This is a genomic window from Thiobacillus denitrificans DSM 12475 (assembly GCF_000376425.1).
In the GTDB taxonomy this organism is placed as follows: domain Bacteria; phylum Pseudomonadota; class Gammaproteobacteria; order Burkholderiales; family Thiobacillaceae; genus Thiobacillus; species Thiobacillus denitrificans.
In genome coordinates this window covers 206993-223867 of sequence record NZ_AQWL01000004.1, presented here as the reverse complement: position 1 = coordinate 223867, position 16875 = coordinate 206993, and the positions used below count along the sequence as shown (strand labels likewise).

Below are 16875 nucleotides of genomic sequence, written 5' to 3'. Positions count from 1 at the left end.
TCGATATGGCCCGTTTCGTAGCGTCGACAGGCGAGTGTCCCGTCCAGTGAGCGCGCTTGGGTGGAGACGGGGAGAGTCCCCTTGATCGAGCGGCACGCGGGCGGAGAGCGGGTCGTTCTGGTGGCGCTCGATTTCGCGACGCCGGATTTTGCCGAAAGCGTGGCCGAGCTGCGTCTGCTGGCGGCCGGCGCCGGACTCGATATCCGGGGCGAGGTCCAGGGTAAACGCAGCCGCGCGGATGCTGCGTTGTTCGTGGGCAGCGGCAAGGCCGATGAAATCGCGGCGCTGGTCGCCGCCACCGAGGCCGACGTTGTCATCTTCAATCACGAACTGTCGCCCGCGCAGGAGCGCAATCTGGAGCGTCGCCTGCAGTGCCGGGTGATCGACCGCACCAGCCTGATTCTGGATATCTTTGCCCGCCGGGCGCAGAGCGCCGAAGGCAAGCTGCAGGTCGAGCTGGCCCAGCTGCAACACCTGTCGACCCGCCTGGTGCGCGGCTGGACCCACCTCGAGCGCCAGCGCGGTGGCGTCGGCATGCGCGGCCCGGGTGAGAAACAGCTGGAAACCGACCGTCGCCTGCTCGGCGTGCGGGTCAAGGCGCTGCGCGAACGGCTCGCCAAACTGGGCAAGCAGCGCCGCACCCAGCGGCGTTCGCGCTCGCGCCAGCAGGTATTGTCGGTCGCACTGGTGGGCTACACCAATGCGGGCAAATCCACTCTGTTCAATGCGCTGACGCGTGCCGGCGCCTACGCGGCCGACCAGTTGTTCGCCACGCTCGACACCACCACACGCAAGATCTATTTGCCGCGCCTGGCTGAATCGACCGGCGACGGACCAGCGAGCGGTGAAGTGGTGCTGGCCGATACCGTCGGCTTCATCACCCGTCTGCCGCACGACCTGGTGGCTGCTTTCCGCGCCACGCTGGAAGCGACCGCCGAGGCCGATCTGCTTTTGCACGTGATCGATTCGTCCAGCCCCGGGCGCGAACGGCAGATCGAGGCGGTCGAAAAGGTGCTGGGGGAAATCGGCGCGGATGCCGTGCCGCAGCTGCGGGTTTACAACAAGCTCGATTTGACGGGCGTTGCGCCGGGAGTGGGGCGCGACGAATATGGTAAACTTCAGAGCGTATATATATCCGCGCAAACGGGTGCGGGGATTGAACTTTTACGCGAGGCGCTGTCGGAAATCCTGCTGGCCGTGCGGCTCCGGAATGAAGCCGGCAAACCAGACGACCCCTCTCCCCAAACCACAGTTTTCTCTACATAAACATAAACCATATGGCCTGGAACGACCCCCAATGGGGCAACAATGGTAACCGCAACAAAAACAGCGGACCCCCTGACCTGGACGAACTTTGGCGGCGCATCAACCAGCGCCTCAATGGCCTGTTCGGCAACAAGAACACGGGTGGCGGCAGCGGCGGTGGCGATGGCTTCTCCTCCGGAGGGTTGCCGGGCGGCGGCAATCTGGTCGGCTTGCTGGTCGGTGCGCTGGTCGTGGTGTGGTTGGCGAGCGGGTTCTACATCATCGACGCCGGCCAGCGCGGCCTGGTGCTGCGCTTTGGACAATATGTCGAGACCACCGAGCCCGGCCCGCGCTGGCATCTGCCGTGGCCGATCGAATCGCGTGAAGTGGTCAACGTCGATCAGGTGCGCACCGTCGAAGTCGGTTACCGCACCTCGGTAAAAAGCAAGGTGCTGAAAGAATCCCTGATGTTGACCGACGATGAGAACATCATCGATCTGCAATTCGCGGTGCAGTACATCCTCAAAGACCCGAAGGCATTCCTGTTCGTTAACCGCGCGCCTGAAGATTCGGTGCTGCAGGTGGCCGAGACCGCGATGCGCGAAATCGTCGGCAAGAACAAGATGAATTTCGTGCTGTATGAAGGCCGAGCCGATATCGCCGCACAGGCCAAGGTACTGATGCAGCTGGTTCTCGATCGCTACAAGACCGGCATCAGCATCAGCCAGGTAACCTTGCAGAATATCCAGCCGCCCGAACAGGTGCAGGCCGCGTTCGACGATGCGGTCAAGGCGGGGCAGGATCGTGAGCGCCTGAAGAATGAAGCCGAGGCCTACTCCAACGACGTAGTGCCGCGTGCCCGCGGCCTGGCTTCGCGTCTGAAAGAGGAAGCCGAGGGCTACAAGCTGTCGGTGATTGCCAATGCCGAGGGCGAGGCCAGCCGCTTCGTGCAGATTTTTGCCGAATACCAGAAAGCGCCCCAGGTGACGCGCCAGCGTATGTATCTCGATACCATGCAGACTGTGATGAACAACACCAGTAAAGTGCTGGTAGACCAGAAGGGTGGCAACAGCCTCCTCTATCTGCCGCTCGACAAATTGCAGCAGATTGTCGGCCAGACATACAGCGGCGCGCCCGAAGTGCTGTCGCAGCAGCCGGCCGCTGCGCCCGCCCCCATGGACACGCGTTCGCGCGACGCTTTACGCAGCCGTGAACGGGAGGACCGGCCATGAACAGAAGTCTGGGTCCCATACTGATCGGCCTGATCGTGTTGCTGGTGGTGTTGAGCGGCAGCATGTTTACCGTCGACCAGCGGCAGAACGCCATCGTGTTCCAGCTGGGCGAAGTGGTGTCGGTGAAAAAAACGCCGGGGCTGTATTTCAAGCTGCCGCTGGTGCAGAACGTGCGTTTCTTCGATACCCGCATCCTGACGCTGGATGCGGCCGATCCGGAGCGTTTCATCACCTCGGAAAAGAAAAACGTGCTGGTCGATTCCTTCATCAAGTGGCGCGTGGTCGATGCGAGGCAGTTCTACGTATCGGTGGGCGGCGACGAAACGCGTGCGCAGATCCGCCTGAATCAGACCGTCAACGACGGCCTGCGCGCCGAATTCGGCAAGCGCACCGTCAACGAGGTGGTGTCGGGGCGCCGCGAGGAAATCATGAGCATCATCCGCACCAAGGCCGACGCGGACGCGCGCACGATCGGCGTGCAGGTGGTGGACGTGCGGATCAAGCGGGTCGATCTGCCGGAAGCCGTGTCGGAAAACGTCTACCGCCGGATGGAAGCCGAGCGCAAGCAGGTGGCCAACGAGCTGCGTTCGACCGGCGCGGCCGAAGCCGAAAAGATCAAGGCCGATGCCGACAAGCAGAAGGAAGTGATCGTGGCCAATGCCTATCGCGACGCTCAGCGCGTCAAGGGCGAGGGCGATGCCAAGGCCGCGGCCGTGTACGCCTCGGCCTACGGCAGAAACGCCGAATTCTACGCGTTCTACCGCAGCATGCAGGCGTATCGCGAAAGCTTCAAGAGCAAAAGCGACGTCATGGTGCTCGATCCCAGCGCCGACTTCTTCAAATACATGAAGAACCCGCGTGCCGCCGGCGGTCAATGACCGGCCTCGGCGGGCTTGCCGCAACAGGTTTGCTGCGGGTGATTGAAGGGGTCCTGCCTTCGCCGCGCCCGCCCTGCGGCGGGACGGCTTCCGCCGGATACTGGACCCCGGTGACGGCCAATTGCGTTTCATCGGCGCTGCCTCCATGTTGGGCGGCGTTTTTTTGTTGATGATTTTGAACTGAAATGACTGCCTGGTTATTGCCCGAAAACGTCGAGGATGTATTGCCGCCGCAGGCCTGGCGCATGGAGGACATGCGGCGCGCGCTGCTCGACCTGTTCCGCGGCTGTGGCTATCAACTGGTGATTCCGCCGCTGATGGAATACGTCGATTCGCTGCTGACCGGTGTCGGAGCGGATCTCGACCTCAAGACCTTCAAGCTGGTCGATCAGCTCTCCGGGCGGCTGATGGGCGTACGCGCCGACATCACGCCGCAGGTGGCGCGCATCGATGCGCACCTGCTGGCCGCCAACGCGGTGAATCGCCTGTGCTATGCGGGCAGCGTGCTGCATACCCAGTCCGCCGGCTTCCATCGCTCGCGCGAGCCGATCCAGATCGGCGCGGAGCTGTATGGCGAAGCCGGTGCCGAAGCGGATCTCGAAATCCTCACGTTGATGCTGCAGGGTTTATCCGCGTGCGGCGTGAAAACAGTGCAGCTCGATATCGGCCACGTCGGCGTTTACCGTGCGCTGGCGCAAGAAGCCGGCCTGAGCGGCGACATCGAGCACCAGCTGTTCGGTGCATTGCAGACCAAGGACGGCAGTGCCGTGGCGGTGCTGACGGCAGACTTGCCCGTGGCGTTGCGCGATGCTTTTGCAGCGCTGCCGCAGCTGTATGGCGATCGCAGCATGCTGGCAGAAGCGCGTGCGCGCCTGCCACGGCTGGCGGCCGTCGATGCGGCGCTGGATATGCTGGCGGCGCTCGACGAGGGATTGGGCGGCGTCGAAGTGGCGTACGATCTGGCCGAATTGCGCGGCTACGGCTATCACAGCGGCGTCGTCTTCGCGGCGTATACCGGCGGACGCAGCCATGCGATCGCGCAGGGCGGGCGTTACGATGAAGTGGGGCGGGTATTCGGCCGGGCGCGTCCGGCCACCGGTTTCAGCCTGGATTTACGCGAACTGGTTATCGCCAGTTCGGCACAATAAGGGAGATTGCAGCATGGCAGCAAAAAACGTCGTCGTCATCGGCACCCAGTGGGGCGATGAGGGCAAAGGCAAGATCGTCGACTGGCTGACCGACCGCGCGCAGGGAGTGGTGCGCTTCCAGGGCGGCCACAATGCCGGCCACACCCTGGTGGTGGCGGGCAAGAAGACAGTGCTGCACCTGATTCCGTCCGGGATTCTGCGCGACAGCGTCACCTGCTACATCGGCAACGGCGTGGTGCTCGCCCCGGATGCACTGCTGAAGGAAATGGACATGCTCGAGGCGGCCGGCGTCGACGTCGCCAGCCGCCTGAAAATCAGCGAAGCCTGTCCGCTGATCATGCCGCACCACGTGGCACTCGACCAGGCGCGCGAGATCGCCAAGGGCGCCGGCAAGATCGGCACCACCGGGCGCGGCATCGGCCCGGCCTACGAGGACAAGGTGGCGCGCCGCGCGCTGCGCCTGCAGGACCTGTTCCATCGCGAACGTTTCGCCGCCAAGCTCGGCGAGGTGCTCGACCATCACAACTTCATGCTGAAGAACTACTACAAGGCCGAGGTGGTGAGCTTCAACCAGACGCTCGACAGCATGATGGCGATGGCCGAGCGCCTCAAGCCGATGGTCGCCGACGTGCCGCGCAGCCTCTACGAAGTCAACAAGGCGGGCGGCAACCTGTTGTTCGAGGGCGCGCAGGGCACGCTGCTCGACATCGACCACGGCACCTATCCCTTCGTGACCTCGTCGAACTGCACCGCCGGCGGCGCGTCCACCGGTTCCGGCGTCGGCCCGTCCGCGATGCACTACGTGCTCGGGATCACCAAGGCCTACACCACCCGCGTCGGCTCCGGACCGTTCCCGACCGAACTGTTCGACGATGTCGGCCAGTACCTCGGCGAGAAAGGCCACGAGTTCGGCGCCACCACCGGGCGCCAGCGTCGCTGCGGCTGGTTCGACGCCGCCGCGCTCAAGCGCTCGATCCAGATCAACGGCGTGTCCGGCCTGTGCGTGACCAAGCTGGATGTGCTCGATGGCCTGGAAACGGTGCGCGTATGCGTCGGCTACAGGATCGACGGCGAGACCTGCGACATCCTGCCGGTGGGCGCGGAATCGATCACCAACGTCGAGCCGATCTACGAGGATCTTCCCGGCTGGAGCGATACGACCGTGGGCGTGCAGGAGTTTGGCAAGTTGCCGCAGAAGGCGCAGACCTACCTCAAGCGCATGGAGGCGCTGTGCGAAGTGCCGGTTGACGTCGTATCGACCGGCCCGGACCGGGTGGAGACCATCGTGCGTCGCCATCCCTACGAGTCGTAATGCCTGAAACAAGCTTTGAAAAAGCAAAAAGCCGACACGAAGTCGGCTTTTTGCTTGCAGCGTCTGGTGCCCAGAAGAGGACTCGAACCTCCACAGTGTTGCCACCGCTAGGACCTGAACCTAGTGCGTCTACCAATTCCGCCATCTGGGCTGCGAAGACGCGCATATTAGAGAGCACCGAATAAATTGTCAACGAAGATGACCTCAAAAAAATCCCGCAGTCGCGCAAGCAAACACAAGCTTCCTGAAATCCGCCTCGCCGATCCGTTCTACGAGCGTGAGATCGAACGCTACGAATCGCCACTGCCGAGCCGCGAATACATCCTTCAACTGCTGACCGAGGCGGGCTGTCCGGTCGACGCCGATGCCTTCGCCGAGCAGCTGCACATCACCGAGGCCGAACGCGACCTGTTCCAGCGGCGGCTGGGCGCGATGCAGCGCGACGGCCAACTGATGCTCAACCGCAAGCGCCAGCTGTGCCTGCCGGACAAGCTCGACCTGATCAAGGGCCGCGTCGAGGGGCACCCCGACGGCTTCGGCTTCGTGGTGCCGGAAGAGGGCGGCGACGACCTCTATCTGTCGCCCAAGGAAATGCACCGCGTGCTGCACGGCGACAAGGTCCTGGTGCGGGTCGCCGGCTTCGACCGGCGCGGGCGGCGCGAGGCCAAGATCGTCGAAGTGCTGGAGCACGTCAACAGGTTCGTCGTCGGCCGCTACTACCTCGAGGGCGGCGTCGGCTTCCTGATCGCGGAGAACCGCCGCATCAACCAGGATATCCTCGTCCCCGCCGAGCATGCCGGCGCCGCGCAGCCCGGCCAGGTGGTGACGGTGGAAATCCTCACCCAGCCCGGCGCGCACAACGAGGCGGTGGGACGAGTGTCCGAAGTGCTGGGCAGCTTTACCGGCCCCGGCATGGAAATCGAGATCGCCCTGCGCAAGCACGACCTGCCCTACGTGTTCCCGCCTGAGGTCGAGGCGCAGGCATCCAAGCTGCCAAGCAAGGTGCTGAAAAAGGACCTGGCCGGACGCGAGGACATCCGCCACCTGCCGCTCGTCACCATCGACGGCGAGACCGCGCGCGACTTCGATGACGCGGTGTACTGTGAGCCGCTTGGCCGCAGCGGCTTTCGGCTGGTGGTGGCGATCGCCGACGTCAGCCATTACGTGCAGCCCAGGGACGCGCTCGACAGCGAAGGCTTCAACCGCGGCAACTCGGTATATTTCCCGCGCCGCGTCATCCCCATGCTGCCGGAGGCGCTGTCCAATGGCCTGTGCTCGCTCAACCCGGACGTCGATCGCCTGTCGATGGTGTGCGACATGCGCATCACCACCACAGGCAGCATCAAGGAATACCGCTTCTACCCGGCGGTGATCCATTCGCACGCGCGCCTGACCTACGACCAGGTGTGGGACTGGCTCTCCGGCGTTGCCAAGCCGGAGAAGCAGCAGGCCGCGCTGATGCCGCACCTGGAGGCGCTCGATAAACTCTTCCGCACCCTGTTGAAGGCGCGCGCCAAGCGTGGCGCCATCGATTTCGGCTCGACCGAGACGCAGATCAATTTCGACGACCAGGGCAAGATCCGGGAAATCGTGCCGGTGATTCGCAACGACGCCCATCGCATCATCGAGGAATGCATGCTGGCGGCCAACGTGTGCGCGTCGGACTTCCTGCACGAGAACAAGCAACCGGCGCTGTTCCGCGTTCACGAAGGCCCGACCGAGGAGAAGCTCGCTGCGCTGCGCGGCTTCCTCGCCGAGTTCGGCCTCGACCTCGGCGGCGGCGACAAGCCGCACGCCAAGGACTACGCGGCGCTGCTTGACAAGATCAAGGACCGCCCCGACCACGGCCTGTTGCAGACGGTGATGCTGCGCTCGCTCAAGCAGGCGGTCTACAGCCCCGACAACAAGGGGCACTTCGGTCTCGCCTACGAGGCCTACACCCACTTCACCTCGCCGATTCGCCGCTACCCCGATCTGCTGGTGCATCGCGGCATCAAGGCGGTGCTGAATGGCGAGAAGCTACCCGCCAAGGGACTGGCCGAAATCGGCCTGCACTGCTCGATGACCGAACGCCGCGCTGACGATGCCACCCGCGACGTCGACGCCTGGCTGAAAACCTATTTCATGCGCGACCGCATCGGCGACGAGTACAACGGCACCGTCAGCGCGGTGACCAGCTTCGGCATGTTCGTCGCGATCGACGAGATTTTCATCGAGGGCTTGGTTCACGTCTCCGAGCTTGGCCAGGACTACTTCCACTACGACCAGGCCAAGCACATGATGCTCGGCGAGCGCACCGGGAAAAAATATCGCCTCGGTGACCGCGTGCGCATCAAGGTGATGCGCGCCGACATCGAGACCAGCAAGATCGACTTCAGCCTGGTCGAGCAAGAAAACGCCGCGCTCGACATGCAGCGTGCATTCGAGAAGCGGGAGCCGGAAAAGAAATCCGGCAAGGCTAAAACCGGCGCCAAGAAGAAATGAGCGAGAAGTCCTCCGGCAAGCAGGCCGCTGAAAAACTCATCTACGGCTTTCACCCGGTGCTGGCGCGCCTGCGCCAGGATCCGTCGGGAATTTTTGAGATCTATCTCGACCTGACCCGCCGCGACGCGCGCGCGCGCGATCTGGTGCATCAGGCGAAGGACAATGGCGTCAAGCTGGCGCAGGTCGAAGCCGATCGCCTTGCCCGCCTGGTCGGCAAGTCTGCCAAGCACCAGGGCGTGGTCGCGCGCGTCAAGCCGGTCGCGCTCACGCATTCGCTGGACGAAGTGCTGGAAAACATCCAGGGCCCGCCGCTCTTGGTCATCCTCGACGGCGTCACCGACCCGCACAATCTGGGCGCGATCCTGCGCTCGGCCGACGCCTTCGGCGTCCACGCCGTCATCGCACCGAAGGACAACGCCGTCGGCATCAACGCCACGGTGGAAAAAGTCGCCTCCGGCGCCGCCGAGACCGTGCCCTACATCATGGTCACCAATCTTTCGCGCACCATCGAAGACCTCAAGGAACACAACATCTGGGTCATCGCCGCCGACATGGACGGCGAGCAGCCCCTGTCCGGCATCGACTGCAAGACCGGCATCGCCTGGGTGCTCGGCGCCGAGGGTGCGGGTATCCGCCGCCTGGTCAAGCAGAGCTGCGATCAGGTCGCGCGCATCCCGATTGGCGGCACGGTGGAAAGCCTCAACGTGTCGGTGTCGGCGGCGCTGTGCTTGTATGAGACGGTGCGGCAGCGCGGGCGGTGAGCCGTTCTGCGAGAGGTGGTGAATGACCGGAAACCTGGACTTTCAATGAAGAAAATTCTGTTCTTGATCTTGATAGGTCTTGGTGTCTGGAATTATTACGGTAAGCAGCCTTCGGTAAATTCAGGCGAGTCTGCCTCTCCTGAAAAGATTGTGATCAGGGACACCAATGCTTCGACGCCAGCGCCCCGGTCATTCAGTTGCGATGGCCGGATGCACTGCTCAGACATGACATCGAGAGCAGAGGCGGAATACTTTTCCAGGTATTGCCCAGGCACCAAAATGGACGGTGACCATGATGGCGTGCCTTGTGAAAACGACAGCCGGTTTTAACCGGGCTTGAAATACGGTCAGGCCGTTCTGGCCGGGCACGGGTGAATCATCCCGCTTCCTGCAAGCGCAACAGGCGCGCAGCCTCTTCCTCCCGCGCGTCATCAATCTCCCGCATCACCCCTTCCAGATCGACTTCAGGCAACGTGCATTCATACAGGCCGGTGAGTTCGACCTCGGGAAGCAGCTTGCCGTGCTCATACAGCGCCCAGATTTCCTCGGCGTATCGCGTCGCCAGTAGCGCCGGCGCGAACTGGCCGAAGTAAGCCCGCAGATTGTTCACGTCGCGCGCCAGCATGGCCTGGGCGTGGTTGTTGCCGGCTGCATCCACTGCCTGCGGCAGGTCGATGATCACCGGGCCGTCGGCGCCGAAGAGGATGTTGAACTCGGACAGGTCGCCGTGGACGACGCCGGCGCACAGCATGCGCACGACTTCGCGGATCAGGGTGCGGTGGTGGGCGAGGGCTTCGTCTTCGCTGAACGACACGTCGTTGAGCCGGGGCGCGGCGTTGCCCTCGGCGTCGGCCACCAGTTCCATCAGCAGCACGCCCTCAAAGAAGTTGTACGGCGTGGGCACGCGCACGCCGGCGGCGGCGAGCCGATACAGCGCATCGACTTCGGCGCTCTGCCAGGCGGCCTCCTGCATCTGGCGACCATACTTGCTGCCCTTGGCCATGGCGCGCGCCTGGCGGCTGTTCTTGGTCTTGCGGTTTTCGGTGTAGTCGACGGCCTGGCGGAAGCTGCGCTTGTTGGCTTCCTTGTAGACCTTGGCGCAGCGGATGTCGTCGCCGCAGCGGACGACGAAGACCATGGCCTCCTTGCCGCTCATGAGCTGGCGCACGACGCCGTCGATCAGGCCGTCTTCGAGCAGGGGTTCGAGACGTTTGGGGATTTTCATCGGGTATCGATCTAGCCGCGCACCTTGCGGTACGCCTCCAGCAGGTGCCGGTGCATCGCGCTGCCTTCGAAGTCGCTGCCCAGTTTGGTCAGCCCGAAAAAGCGTTCGTCCTGGTTGAATAGCGCGAACGCCAGTTCCAGTGTCTCGCGGCCGTACAGCAGGGCCAGCGCAGATTCGAAGGGATTGGGGTCGCCGAGCTGGACGAGGTCGGCGATGCAGCGGTAGACCTTGAGGCGCGCTTCGCTGCGCTGGCCGTACTGGGCGATCCAGGTGCAGCCTTCGAGGATGGCGTCGTCGTCGCCGAGGGCCAGCGCGAGCAGCAGCTTGAGTTCGCCGACGCGCAGATCGGTCCACGGCGAATCGGCATCCGGCGCCAGGCCGATCAGCACGGTGACGAGACGGTCGTCGGCCAGTTCCAGCTCGATTATCAGGTCAAACAGCTCGGCGCATTCGTCGTCGCCCAGTTCGGGCAGGCGCGCGAGCGCCGGGCGGATCAGGTTGCCGACGCTGTTGTTCTCGAATTCGAGCTCCTCGAACGGGTAGATCTCGGACACGCCGGGCACCAGGATGCGGCAGGCGTAGACGCCCAGATGCTCGAAATCGGCGATGTAGATATCGTGCCCGTCGGCCTGCAGGGCGTCGACCGACCACGCGTAGTCCTCTTCGGTGGTGGTGCCGAAGTTCCAGTCGACGAAGTCGAAGTCGGGGGTGTCGCGCAGGAACTGCCAGGAAATCACGCCGCTGGAATCGACGAAGTGGATTTCCAGGTTCTGCGGATCGGCGATTTCGGCCTCGTCAAATCCGGGAGCGGGAAAGCCTGCCAGCGAATCGAGCGCACGACCTTGCAGCAGCTCGGTCAGCGCGCGTTCCAGCGCCACTTCGAAGCGCGGGTGCGCGCCGAAGCTGGCGAAGCAGCCCTGATCCTCGGGATGCAGCAGGGTGACGTTCATCACCGGATAGAGGCCGCCGAGCGAGGCGTCCTTCACCAGGATGCCGAAGCCGGCGCAACGCAACGCGCGGATGCCGGCGGCGATGTGCGGATAGCGATCGATGACGGCTGCGGGCACGTCGGGCAGGCACAGGCCTTCCTCGATGATGCGGAACTTGATGTGGCGTTCGAAGATTTCGGACAACGCCTGGGTGCGCGCCTCCATCGGCGTGTTGCCGGCCGACATGCCGTTGCTGACGTAGAGGTTGCCGATCAGGTTGACCGGAAAATACACGGTTTCGCCGTCACGCAGCCGCTGGTAGGGAATCGCGCAGATGCCGCGTGTGGCGTTGCCGGAATTGAGGTCGACCAGCTGGTCGGCGCGCACGCTTGCTTCCGGGTTGTAGAGGCCCTGCAGCGTGGACGTGAGCAGGCCGGCTGGCCAGGCATCGCCGCTGTCGCCGAGCGCGAACCAGCGCTCGGCGGGGTGATGGACGTATTCCCGGTTGGCGATCGTCGCACCCAGATGGAAGTGGGTCCAGAAATAGTTGGTCGACAGCCGCTCGAAATATTCGCCCAGCGCGCTCGCCCGCGCGGCCAGTTCCGAGGCGCCCTTGCCATTGGTGAACAGCAGCGGGCAGTCGCGGTCGCGGATGTGTACCGACCACACGCCTTCCACCGGATTGAGCCAGGAGCGTTCCTCGATGTGGAAGCCGATCGCTTCGAGCCTGGATTGCAGGGTGGCGATCGACGCTTCGAGCGAGGCATCCTTGCCGGGAATGAAGTGTTCGGTGACGTGCATGAGGTGGCTCTTTTCTGGACAGCGAACAGCATAAGCGATGCGTCAAGTACGGCGTAAAATGAATGCCGACCCCCGTAACCTTGCCGGCTGCATCCTGCCCCATGCCTGACCGTCTCTCTTGCTTGTTGTTGTTGCTCTGCCTTGCGCTTGCAGGCCCGGCGGCGGCTGCTGCCGCCCAGACCTTCGGTCTGGACAACGGCCAGGCGGCGCTGGCCGCCCGTCCGCAGGCCGAGTGGGTGCGGCAGGCGCAGGCGCTGGAAAAACGCGCCGACTGGCCAGGCCTGCTGGCGTGGGGGCAGGCCTGGGCGCTGGCCGATGCGAAGAGTGCGCTGGCCTGGTTCGTTCAGGGGCGCGCGCTGGGCGAGCTGGGGCGGTTCGCCGAAGCGATCGTGGCATATCGGCGGAATGTGCGCCTGGACCCTGGCGATGTGTATGCGCACAACAATCTGGGCAATGCCTACCGCGACAGCGGGCGCCCGCGCGAGGCGATGCAGGCGTATCGCGCGGCGGTGGAGATCGATCCCGACTACGTCCAGGCCTGGCACAACCTGGGGCTGACGTTTTATCTGACCAAAGGGCAGGACGGGGTGATGCAGGCACTGCAAAAGCTGCAGGCCACCGACCCGACGCTGGCCGAGGTCTGGCGTGCGCTGGCGGTCGAATATTCGATCACGCGCGACGCACGGGTGGCACGCGAAGCGGTGCGGGTGCTGCGCGGCCTGAGCGCAGCCGAACGCGCGCGCATGTTCGGGATTCTGTTTGCCGAGGGGTGACCGCCCGCTTGCGCAGTCGCAGACCGCTATTTCACCCCGCGCTCTGCTCGAATTCCGCTACCAACTGCCGCAACCGGCTGGCTTCCTGTTCCGGCCGCAGCAGGCTGCGTCGGGCACGCGCGTGGCCGAGCAAATCGGCATAAAAGCCGGGATCGTGTTCGGCCATGGCCAGCAGCCTGGCCAGCCGCCTTTCATCGCCCACCGGAAAATAGCCGGGGTAATCCTCGCCCAGCATGCCGACGTTGCCGGGCATGTGCGAGGCCAGCACCGGCACCTCCGCCGCCAGGGCCTCGCAGATCACGTTGGCGCCGCCTTCCAGCACCGATGGAATGACCATGAGCTGCGCCCGCGCCAAGCGCTTCAGCACCGTCTTGTGCGGCACCTCGCCGAGCCAGTGCCAGCGCGGCAGCTTGCTTTGCGCCAGCGTCGCGGTGTCGGCCATCTCCTTGCTCAGGGCGCTGCCCAGATGCGTCACCTGAATGCGCGAGTGCTCGGGCAGGTAGGCGGTCGCCAGCGCCACCCGGAACGGGTCTTTTTCCGTGCGCAGGTGGCCGATCACCAGCACTTCGAAAGTGTGGGCAGGCGAGGGCAGGCGGGCAATGTCGGGCGACGACTGGTAAATCACCCGCGTCTTGGCGGCCAGATGCGGGGCCAGCTCGTCGACCCCGCGATCCTGCAGCACGATCAGCCGGTGCGCGAGCTCCAGCGCCTGCTGGGCGTCGCTGTCTTCGTGGATGTCGCGGTACAGGTCGGTGCCGGTCAGCGCCAGCAACAGGGGGTGGCTCGGAAAGCGCCCGGCAAAGGCGCGGATCGAGGCGAAGCTGCGCCGCGCATGCAGCGCCAGCATCAGGTCGGCCGAGCGGCCATCCCATTCCACCTGCGCCCGCACCGCGTGGCCCGCCTCGCGCAGGAAACGCGCCCAGCGTGCGGCGGTGTGCCAGTTGCCGTTGCGGTGTTCGCGGCCATACGGCGTGATGAGAGCGATGCGCATCGTGTGAGTGTAGCTTGCCGGATGAATCGCGGATAATCGGCGCATGACCGAGACCGCCATTTCCTCGCGCGACAATCCCATCTTCAAACGGTTGAAGAAGCTCGCCGAGTCGGCTCGCGCGCGGCGCGAGGCGCAGATGACGCTGCTCGACGGCGAGCATCTGCTGGCGGCCTATCTCGACGCCGGCGGCCAGCCGCATACGCTGGCACGCGCCGCCTCGTTCGGCCGGGAGCGATTCGCGCAGCTGGCCGCGCGCTGTTCCCGCGCCAAGGCCATCGTCTTGCCTGACGCGCTGTTTGCCGAGCTCGCCCCGGTTGCCACGCCGACCGGCTTGCTCGCCGAGGCGGCCTGGCTCGCGCCGCCGCCGCCGGGCGGCGTTGCGCTCGCCGTCGTGCTGGAGGATATCCAGGACCCCGGCAATCTCGGCGCCATGCTGCGTACCGGCGCGGCGGCGGGGGCGACGCTGGCGGTGCTGTCGAAGGGCTGCCACGATCCCTGGTCGCCCAAGGCGCTGCGCGGCGGACAGGGCGCGCAGTTCGTGCTGCCGATGCGGCTGGGGGCGGATCTGGTGACCTGGCTGAAAGGCTTTGCCGGCCGCAGCGTCGCGCTCGCACCGGCCGAGGACAGCGATTTCTATGCGCTCGACCTCGACGGGCCGCTTGCGCTTATCGCCGGCAACGAAGGCGCGGGGCTGTCCGCCGCGGTGCGTGATGCGGCTCAGCTGAGCGCGCAGATTCCGATGGCGGGCAGGATCGAGTCGCTGAATGCGTCGGCCGCGCTGGCGGTGGCGGTATTCGAGGCCGCCCGGCAGCGCAGGCGATAAACGGTCTGCGCTGTCCGGCTGCACGCCTCAAGCCTGGCCGAACTCCTGCAGCCAGTCGCGGCCCAGCAGCGCGGTGATCTGCTCGGCCGGAACCGGCCGGCTGATGAAATAGCCCTGCACGATGCGGCAGCCGAGCTTGCGCAGCGATTCGAGCTGGTCCCTGTTCTCCACCCCTTCGGCGACGGTGCCGAGACCCAGCCCTGTGCACAGGGCGAGGATCGAGCCGATGAGCGCTTCGTTGACCGGGGCGTGCTGGATGTCCTTGACGAAATAGCGGTCGATTTTCAGGACGTCGAGCGGGAAGCGCTTCAAGTGGGCCAAAGACGAGTAGCCGGTGCCGAAGTCGTCGACGGCCACGGCGATTCCCAGCGCCTTCAAGGCGAGGATTTTCTCTACGGCCGCGTCGACGTTTTCCATGAAAATGCCTTCGGTCAGTTCGAGCTGCAGCGAGTGCGCAGGCAGGCCGGATTGCGCCAGCGCGTCGCGCACGTTCGCGAGCAGGGATGCGTGCCAGAATTCCTTGCTGGAGACGTTGACGGCAACGCCCAGATCGGCGAACCCGGCGGCGTGCCAGCTTGCAGTCTGACGGCAGGCTGCCAGCAAAAGCGACCGCCCGATGCCGACGATGCCGCCGGATTCTTCCAGCAGCTCCAGAAAAACAGCCGGGCCGAGCAGACCCTTGTCCGGGCTGTTCCAGCGGATCAGTGCCTCGACGCCGTGGATGCGCCCGGTTTCCAGGTCGAGTTGGGGCTGGTAATGAAATACGAATTCGTTGCGCTGCAGCGCATAGTGCAGCTCGGTTTCCAACTGCAGTCTTTCTTCCGCCATGGCGTTCATCGCCGTATCGTAAAGCTGGAAGCGGTTTCTGCCGCCACTCTTGGCGGTGTACATCGCCGTGTCGGCGTTCTTCAGCAGGCTGCCGGAGTCGGCGCCGTCATTCGGATAGACGCTGACACCGATGCTGCAGCTGCCAAAAATCTCGCGTCCGGCGATCTGGTAGGGCCTGCCTACGACAGCCAGGATTTTTTCCACGACCTGCAGGATATGGTTGAGCTTGGCGGCATCGATGACCACCACGAATTCGTCGCCGCCCAGCCGCGCCACGATGTCCTCGGCACGCGTGGCTGCCTGCAGGCGCCCGGCCACCTCGCTGATGAGCGTGTCGCCCATGGCATGGCCGAGAGTGTCGTTGACGCGCTTGAAGCGGTCCAGATCGATGAACATGACGCCCACCAGCGTTTTACGCCGCTGCGCACGCACCAGTGCCTGCTCCAGGCGATCCATGAACAGCATGCGGTTGGGCAGGCCGGTCAAGGTGTCGTGGGTGGCGAGATGTTCACGTTCGCGGCTGACGCGATTGGTGTAATGAATGACGGCTGCAGCGACCAGGATCCCCAGCAGCAGGGCAACGCCGGACAACAGATACATCCAGAAACGCGCTACCCCGTGCGCCTCGTGCGCCTCGCGACTGGCCGCCAGCGCGATTTTCTGGGTTTCGGCGTCGAGTTGCGCGAGCACGTCCAGAACATTGTTCTGTGCCGGAATGGCATCGGCGAGGATGCGTTCTTCGGCTTTCCGGCTGACGTCGTTGCGGAACGTGTCGGCAACCCGGTTGTGAATCTGCTGGGCAATGCCGGTCAACCGTCCCTGCAGGGCGATCAGTTCGCGTTCGCGGCTACTCAGGGGCATGTTCAGCAGCGCTATCCGCGCATTGGCAAAGGCCGAGGCGCCCGCGTCGAACTGCATGATAAACCCGTCCCGCTCGAACGGGTCGTCGCTCTGGGCCAGCCTGAGCATGCTGAGCGTGCGTTCGCGAGCGGCGCTCATCATGGCCTTGGTGAGGCTCAGCTTGCGCATGTGGACGTCGACGACCGTGCCGAGGTTGTCGGCGGTCATCCTCAGCTGCTGCAAACCGATGGCGGTTACGAACAGGATCAGCAGCAACTGGGTGACAAACCCCGCAAACAGCGCGCGTCGCCAGGTTGAGGGGAGGGCAGGACGCAGCCCCGCCTTCGCATCGGCATCGATCTCGGCGTGCATGGTGTTCAAACTGTGATTTTCCTGGCGGAATTCCTGCGCTTGCAATCATCCATCCGTCCACAACCCTGCTGCGGCGGGGAGTATGGCGGCGAATGAGCGGGTGCTCGAAAAATGGCCGGACATCAGAAAACTCCTGGTATTTGAACAAGGGCAGGGATGCGCACCGCAGGCTGCATCGATGCAAGGCGTCTGTTCAAACGGTCGAATGGCAGAAAACTTGAGTGCGGGCGGGC

At 64.5% G+C, this 16875-nt stretch carries 15 protein-coding genes and 1 tRNA gene; 11 read left to right on the top strand and 5 right to left on the bottom strand.

Features of this window, described 5'->3' with window-relative positions:
- The first annotated feature begins 81 nt into the window (after nucleotides 1-81).
- The 6 genes from hflX (at nucleotide 82) to B059_RS0107885 (ending at nucleotide 5815) form a co-directional block, all read left to right on the top strand.
- Nucleotides 82-1266 (top strand): GTPase HflX, encoded by a 1185-nt coding sequence (gene hflX / locus B059_RS0107905; protein ID WP_018077703.1) that lies wholly within the window; start codon nucleotides 82-84, stop codon nucleotides 1264-1266.
- Nucleotides 1267-1277: 11 nt separating this feature from the next.
- Entirely contained in the window at nucleotides 1278-2477 is a 1200-nt protein-coding gene (gene hflK, locus B059_RS0107900) for an FtsH protease activity modulator HflK (protein ID WP_018077702.1), read from the top strand.
- On the top strand, nucleotides 2474-3355 hold the full coding sequence (gene hflC / locus B059_RS0107895) for a protease modulator HflC (RefSeq protein ID WP_018077701.1): 882 nt from the start codon (nucleotides 2474-2476) through the stop codon (nucleotides 3353-3355). The genes hflK and hflC overlap by 4 nt, the downstream gene beginning before the upstream one ends.
- Nucleotides 3356-3428: 73 nt before the next feature.
- Complete coding sequence (locus tag B059_RS21385) at nucleotides 3429-3539, top strand: DUF2065 family protein (RefSeq protein WP_336433338.1); 111 nt, start codon at nucleotides 3429-3431, stop codon at nucleotides 3537-3539.
- A 1-nt stretch (nucleotide 3540) separates the two neighbouring features.
- Entirely contained in the window at nucleotides 3541-4503 is a 963-nt protein-coding gene (locus B059_RS0107890) for an ATP phosphoribosyltransferase regulatory subunit (protein WP_018077700.1), read from the top strand.
- Between the two features lie 13 nt (nucleotides 4504-4516).
- Nucleotides 4517-5815, top strand: a complete 1299-nt coding sequence (locus B059_RS0107885) for an adenylosuccinate synthase (protein WP_018077699.1) — start codon at nucleotides 4517-4519, stop codon at nucleotides 5813-5815.
- Between the two features lie 64 nt (nucleotides 5816-5879).
- On the opposite strand, the gene B059_RS0107880 is transcribed toward B059_RS0107885, so the two are convergent.
- A tRNA-Leu gene (locus B059_RS0107880) sits at nucleotides 5880-5966 on the bottom strand.
- Between the two features lie 47 nt (nucleotides 5967-6013).
- On the opposite strand from B059_RS0107880, the gene rnr reads away from it, so the two are divergent.
- From rnr to B059_RS20285, 3 genes are read left to right on the top strand one after another with little or no spacing between them, the layout of a single operon-like run.
- A complete protein-coding gene (gene rnr / locus B059_RS18835; protein ID WP_018077698.1) occupies nucleotides 6014-8299 on the top strand; it encodes a ribonuclease R in 2286 nt (761 codons plus the stop codon).
- Nucleotides 8296-9060, top strand: coding sequence for a 23S rRNA (guanosine(2251)-2'-O)-methyltransferase RlmB (gene rlmB / locus B059_RS0107870; RefSeq protein ID WP_018077697.1), 765 nt, complete (start codon nucleotides 8296-8298; stop codon nucleotides 9058-9060). The genes rnr and rlmB overlap by 4 nt, the downstream gene beginning before the upstream one ends.
- A gap of 45 nt (nucleotides 9061-9105) precedes the next feature.
- The gene (locus B059_RS20285; protein WP_081601594.1) at nucleotides 9106-9390 is read left to right on the top strand and encodes an excalibur calcium-binding domain-containing protein; all 285 of its coding nucleotides are present in this window, start codon (nucleotides 9106-9108) and stop codon (nucleotides 9388-9390) included.
- A gap of 46 nt (nucleotides 9391-9436) precedes the next feature.
- On the opposite strand, the gene B059_RS0107865 is transcribed toward B059_RS20285, so the two are convergent.
- The gene (locus B059_RS0107865; protein ID WP_018077696.1) at nucleotides 9437-10285 is read right to left on the bottom strand and encodes a PA4780 family RIO1-like protein kinase; all 849 of its coding nucleotides are present in this window, start codon (nucleotides 10283-10285) and stop codon (nucleotides 9437-9439) included.
- An 11-nt stretch (nucleotides 10286-10296) separates the two neighbouring features.
- Nucleotides 10297-12015 carry a 30S ribosomal protein S12 methylthiotransferase accessory factor YcaO gene (ycaO, locus tag B059_RS0107860; protein WP_018077695.1) on the bottom strand — a complete coding sequence of 573 codons (1719 nt, stop codon included), beginning with the start codon at nucleotides 12013-12015 and terminating at the stop codon, nucleotides 10297-10299.
- 101 nt (nucleotides 12016-12116) lie between these two features.
- Here ycaO and B059_RS0107855 point away from each other — a divergent pair, with 101 nt between their 5' ends.
- Nucleotides 12117-12788, top strand: a complete 672-nt coding sequence (locus B059_RS0107855; RefSeq protein ID WP_038058360.1) for a tetratricopeptide repeat protein — start codon at nucleotides 12117-12119, stop codon at nucleotides 12786-12788.
- Between the two features lie 31 nt (nucleotides 12789-12819).
- Here the strand turns inward: B059_RS0107855 and senB are convergent, their stop codons facing one another.
- Nucleotides 12820-13824 (bottom strand): selenoneine biosynthesis selenosugar synthase SenB, encoded by a 1005-nt coding sequence (gene senB, locus B059_RS0107850; protein ID WP_245538752.1) that lies wholly within the window; start codon nucleotides 13822-13824, stop codon nucleotides 12820-12822.
- On the opposite strand from senB, the gene B059_RS0107845 reads away from it, so the two are divergent.
- Complete coding sequence (locus B059_RS0107845; RefSeq protein WP_018077692.1) at nucleotides 13823-14602, top strand: TrmH family RNA methyltransferase; 780 nt, start codon at nucleotides 13823-13825, stop codon at nucleotides 14600-14602. The two genes, senB and B059_RS0107845, sit on opposite strands and share 2 nt — an antisense overlap.
- 27 nt (nucleotides 14603-14629) lie before the next feature.
- Here the strand turns inward: B059_RS0107845 and B059_RS0107840 are convergent, their stop codons facing one another.
- Entirely contained in the window at nucleotides 14630-16642 is a 2013-nt protein-coding gene (locus B059_RS0107840; RefSeq protein WP_157273651.1) for a putative bifunctional diguanylate cyclase/phosphodiesterase, read from the bottom strand.
- Nucleotides 16643-16875 lie beyond the last annotated feature (233 nt).